A 4,119-nucleotide genomic window follows, 5' to 3' on the forward strand; every position below is an offset into this window, starting at 1 on the left:
GTTATTACCCGAAACTTCAGAAACCTTTATCTACCTTGCTATGATCCGTATTATGGTGAGGCGGCTAGCATAAAATTTGACCCCTAAAAACTTTTCAAACACCCTCTAAGAACTCAAGATGTAGTAACCGACTTTTTACCCTACTATCCCCAATAGATCCGATAAAACTGCCAACTTCAGCCGACTGACAACAGAAACTGCGATCGCTTAGGCTATTGGGCATAGAGTTAAAGTATACAAATTATGCTAAATACCGCCAGCCCACATATAGAAACATCGGGCGCACAAAACTGGCAAATACAGCGTCGGATTCATTCTCTCATCGATAACTATCTTGCAACCGCAAAACTACAAGAACGCTTGCAAAATTTACCCTTACAATTTACCAATCCCCAACCGCGCCCCTGGAAACCGATTAATTGGCAAGCTATTAACCGCAATCAAATTATCGGCATCAAAGCAGAAGTATTTTTATCTATCTTAATTGGTGCAATGGATACAGAAGCCCCGATTCGCGGTTACACCCAAACCAGCCGCCAGTATTTAGAGAAATTACATCCCCAGATGGCGCGGTATGTCGGTGGAATAGTCGGTGAAGACGGCGAACTTCAAGAAATTGGCTTGTGGGAAAAAGAAGAACGCCAACACACACCCGCATTAATCAAGATTTATACCCAATTAACAGGCGAAAAAATCACCCCCAAACACCGCACCGTCAGGGGCTATCTTCCCACAGATAACCCCCACGAAGATTTATATCGCCACGGCTTACACCGCGTAGCTACAGAATATGGTGCCACCTGCCTTTACCTGTGGCTGATGGCGCACGCTACCGATGCACTCCAAGATGTTCTCGAAGAACTCGCCAAAGATGAAATTAACCACATGACTAAATTTTGGGGCTTTGGAGTCTGGGCTTTCCCCAATACCGGCTTAATCCGAGTAGGAACCACCCTCATAAAAACCCGTTCCCAAACCTACCAACGTAATAACCTCATCCGTACCCTACGGCGAATGATGGCAACACTCAACTGGGATGCTTGGACTTTCACCAACAAAGCCACCCTCCTATACACCTTCACCTACGCCATACATCGCCTCTGCACATGGCACAACAGTCTCACCCCAGAATATCTCAACAATCTACTACAGCAATCATAGATAGGCTGTGAAAAAAAATTATGATACCGAACCCCTCAATAAACTAACTACAGCATTTCACGACTTCATCGCAAATTCTCAGCGTACCTCTGCGCTTACCTTTGCGCCCCTCTGCGTTTAAATTTCCTACCTCAAATCCCCACGATTTTACTCAAAGCTGTACTAACGAAAGAAAATTTTCACAACATGATCCCCCTACCACCAGACTTAAACCCCGAAAAAATGCCCCAACACGTAGCCGTAATTATGGATGGTAACGGTAGATGGGCGACTAGCCAAGGGCTACCACGCATCGCCGGACATCGCCAAGGTGCAAGCACCCTGAAACAACTATTACGCTATTGCAAAGATTGGGGAATCAAAGCCCTCACCGCCTATGCATTCTCTACAGAAAATTGGCAACGTCCCATTGAAGAAGTAAACTTTCTCATGCTCTTATTTGAGCGATTGCTACGCCGCGAACTAGCCCAAATGCATCAAGAAGGCGTGAGAATCTCCTTTATTGGCGATTTATCAGCTTTACCTGCATCTCTGCAAGCAGAAATGGAACGTTCTATCAAAGAAACATTACATAATCAAGCAATTCACTTTACTGTTGCTGTCAACTACGGTAGCCGCAACGAAATTACTAAAGCCTGTCGTCAAATAGCCCAGCTGGTGCAACAAGGTAAACTGGGTGCAGAAGCCATCAATGACAGCCTTATAGAACAACATCTCTACACAGCAGATACTCCAGCACCAGATTTACTGATTCGTACTAGTGGCGAGATGCGCCTGAGTAACTTTCTCTTGTGGCAAATGGCTTATACAGAAATGTACTTTACTGATATTCTCTGGCCGGATTTTGATATAGAAGCATTTCATCAGGCTTTGTTGAGTTACCAAAAACGCGATCGCCGTTTCGGTCAAGTAAAAGCTTTACTCTCAGCCTAACACAGCTATAATCCTGACTTCTGCTGTTGCAGACTAGTTGTAAGCTCGCTGTAGTAGCTACATCCATAATTTTTGATTACACACAACCTTCTTCACAAAGTCCTCAACTTTGTTGCATAACATCTATACGAAACTCATTTTTTGAGCTATGCGATCGCACTAACACTGACAAGAAACTCTTACTAGGGAGATATCAACAAACTTTTAGTTGTCTTACTTAGCTGATGCCAAATCCAATAAGAGTCTTATAGTCCAAGCAAATCAGCAATTTGCCATTTTTGAGATAAAAATACCAGCTAAAATGGGGCTATATTATGAAAATTGAACGACCATTATCTCAAGAACCTACACCAGAAGAAACTCTGGAACTTGAACAATTGAAAATCATGATTGAGAAGTCTGTTAAAGACGGTAAAATCACTCATCAAGAAATCCAAAACTTTTACAGGAAAATTTTCGCCCATGGAAAACCTAGCGTAGATCGGGTTTACCGATCGCTGGAGTTATATAGAAATATTGTTGGCGAAAAACTTGACAAACTGCAAGTTTGGTATGAGCCACCCAGCGATTAAGCTGTCAGACATATAAAGACAATCTGGCATATATCTAAAGTTTGCAACTGCTGTCGTAATTCATACCGCCATCAGCAAAGCCCGATTTCACAAGTTTGTGGTTGATTGACTTTTTTGGCTGATTACTTTGTCCTAGCGGTACATACCCGATTGCGAGATTGATGTTAGTTTATTTTTGCACAAACTCCTCGATCCCAATCGCGATACAAGCTATGACACTCAATTTATATTTACTGCGACATGGAGAAACTACTTTTAGTCAAAGTGGTAATTTCTGTGGTGAAACTGATGCGGAGTTGACTGCAGAAGGAATGAAGATGGCAAAGAGTTTTGCCGACATTTACAGCAGGTTGCAGTGGGAAGCAGTTTATGTTAGCCCAATGAAGCGCACAATTGCAACTGCCAAGCCAATTTGTGATGCTATCGGTATGGATATGCAATTGCGTCCTGGGCTGAGAGAAGGTAGTTACGGCGAATGGGAAACCAAGAGTAAATCGTTTGCTCAAGAGAATTACGCCCAAAACTATGTAAAATGGTTGACAGAACCGGCTTGGAATGCACCACTAGGTGGAGAAACTGCGGTAGATATTGCTAACCGTTCTATGCCCGTAATTGCAGAAATTCAAGAAAAACATCCCCAAGGTAATGTTTTGGTAGTTTCCCATAAAGCCACGATTCGGATTATGCTTTGCAGCTTACTGGGAATTGATTTGGGACGCTATCGTTATCGGGTGAATATTTTGGTCGCGTCAGTAAGTATGGTTAAATTTGACGTTAATGGCCCATTGTTAGAGATATTAGGCGATCGCCATCACATACCCGATCATCTGCGTTCTCGTCCAGGAACATAATCATTCCTACACAGTAAGTCATTATTGTTGGGTAGAGCCTTGTCCATTGGGCTAAGGATGTAAGACGGGCAAAGCCTGCAATCGCTTTTTGAACCCAGAACCCCCGCAATTCAATTGCGGGGAGTACGTCAACACTTATTCAATATATTGGTTGCAAAAGTCCTGATTCTTTGCACGCCAGTGAGCGAGTCCGTGGAGCGCAAGAGCGCACTGGCTCGTTTTTGCGTGAAATAAGAAAATATTTATGCAACAGACTCCATCAACTGCATTCACAACGAACAATAAAACCAATCTTCCTATGCCCCATGTCCTATGCCCCATGCCCGATAGAGATTGCTAAAGTCTACGTTAATTTGAGCGATCGCTGTGCGCAATTAACCTAAAAATCATCTTCCAAACTTCTGGGAAACGCCACAAAGCCTTGTAGATAAAGCAAAATCAAGATTTCTCAAAAAATTTTTGTCCAACCCCTTGACGAACTAGAAAAACAATTGCTATCTTGAATAAGTGCTGAGGCGAGAGACCGCCGCAGCGACCGAACCGAGACAAAAAAATACTTTGAAAGCTAAAGAAAAACCAATCCTCGTCAATCAGGTTTTTTG

The 4,119-nt window shown here is 43.0% G+C and carries 5 protein-coding genes; 4 read left to right on the forward strand and 1 reads right to left on the reverse strand.

The features are described from left to right. Positions 1-94 precede the first annotated feature (94 nt). The gene (locus H6G08_RS38450; protein ID WP_277877881.1) at positions 95-223 is read right to left on the reverse strand and encodes a hypothetical protein; all 129 of its coding nucleotides are present in this window, start codon (positions 221-223) and stop codon (positions 95-97) included. 20 nt (positions 224-243) lie between these two features. Here H6G08_RS38450 and H6G08_RS36745 point away from each other — a divergent pair, with 20 nt between their 5' ends. The 4 genes from H6G08_RS36745 (at position 244) to H6G08_RS36760 (ending at position 3,517) form a co-directional block, all read left to right on the forward strand. Further along, positions 244-1,161, forward strand: coding sequence for a ferritin-like domain-containing protein (locus H6G08_RS36745; protein ID WP_190552228.1), 918 nt, complete (start codon positions 244-246; stop codon positions 1,159-1,161). A 144-nt stretch (positions 1,162-1,305) separates the two neighbouring features. Beyond that, positions 1,306-2,094 (forward strand): undecaprenyl pyrophosphate synthase, encoded by a 789-nt coding sequence (uppS, locus tag H6G08_RS36750; RefSeq protein ID WP_313943838.1) that lies wholly within the window; start codon positions 1,306-1,308, stop codon positions 2,092-2,094. Positions 2,095-2,408: 314 nt separating this feature from the next. Next, positions 2,409-2,666 (forward strand): hypothetical protein, encoded by a 258-nt coding sequence (locus H6G08_RS36755; RefSeq protein WP_190552233.1) that lies wholly within the window; start codon positions 2,409-2,411, stop codon positions 2,664-2,666. Between the two features lie 212 nt (positions 2,667-2,878). Beyond that, positions 2,879-3,517: a histidine phosphatase family protein gene (locus H6G08_RS36760; RefSeq protein WP_190552235.1), complete on the forward strand. Its 639-nt coding sequence runs from the start codon at positions 2,879-2,881 to the stop codon at positions 3,515-3,517. Positions 3,518-4,119 lie beyond the last annotated feature (602 nt).

Source organism: Calothrix anomala FACHB-343 (genome assembly GCF_014696435.1).
GTDB classification, from domain to species: domain Bacteria; phylum Cyanobacteriota; class Cyanobacteriia; order Cyanobacteriales; family Nostocaceae; genus Aulosira; species Aulosira anomala_A.

Bases quoted from the DNA above. Each gene is read 5' to 3' on its own strand.
- H6G08_RS36755 (WP_190552233.1), top strand. From the start codon at position 2,409: ATGAAAATTGAACGACCATTATCTCAAGAACCTACACCAGAAGAAACT.
- H6G08_RS36745 (WP_190552228.1), top strand. From the start codon at position 244: ATGCTAAATACCGCCAGCCCACATATAGAAACATCGGGCGCACAAAAC.
- H6G08_RS38450 (WP_277877881.1), bottom strand. From the start codon at position 223: ATGCCCAATAGCCTAAGCGATCGCAGTTTCTGTTGTCAGTCGGCTGAA.
- H6G08_RS36760 (WP_190552235.1), top strand. From the start codon at position 2,879: ATGACACTCAATTTATATTTACTGCGACATGGAGAAACTACTTTTAGT.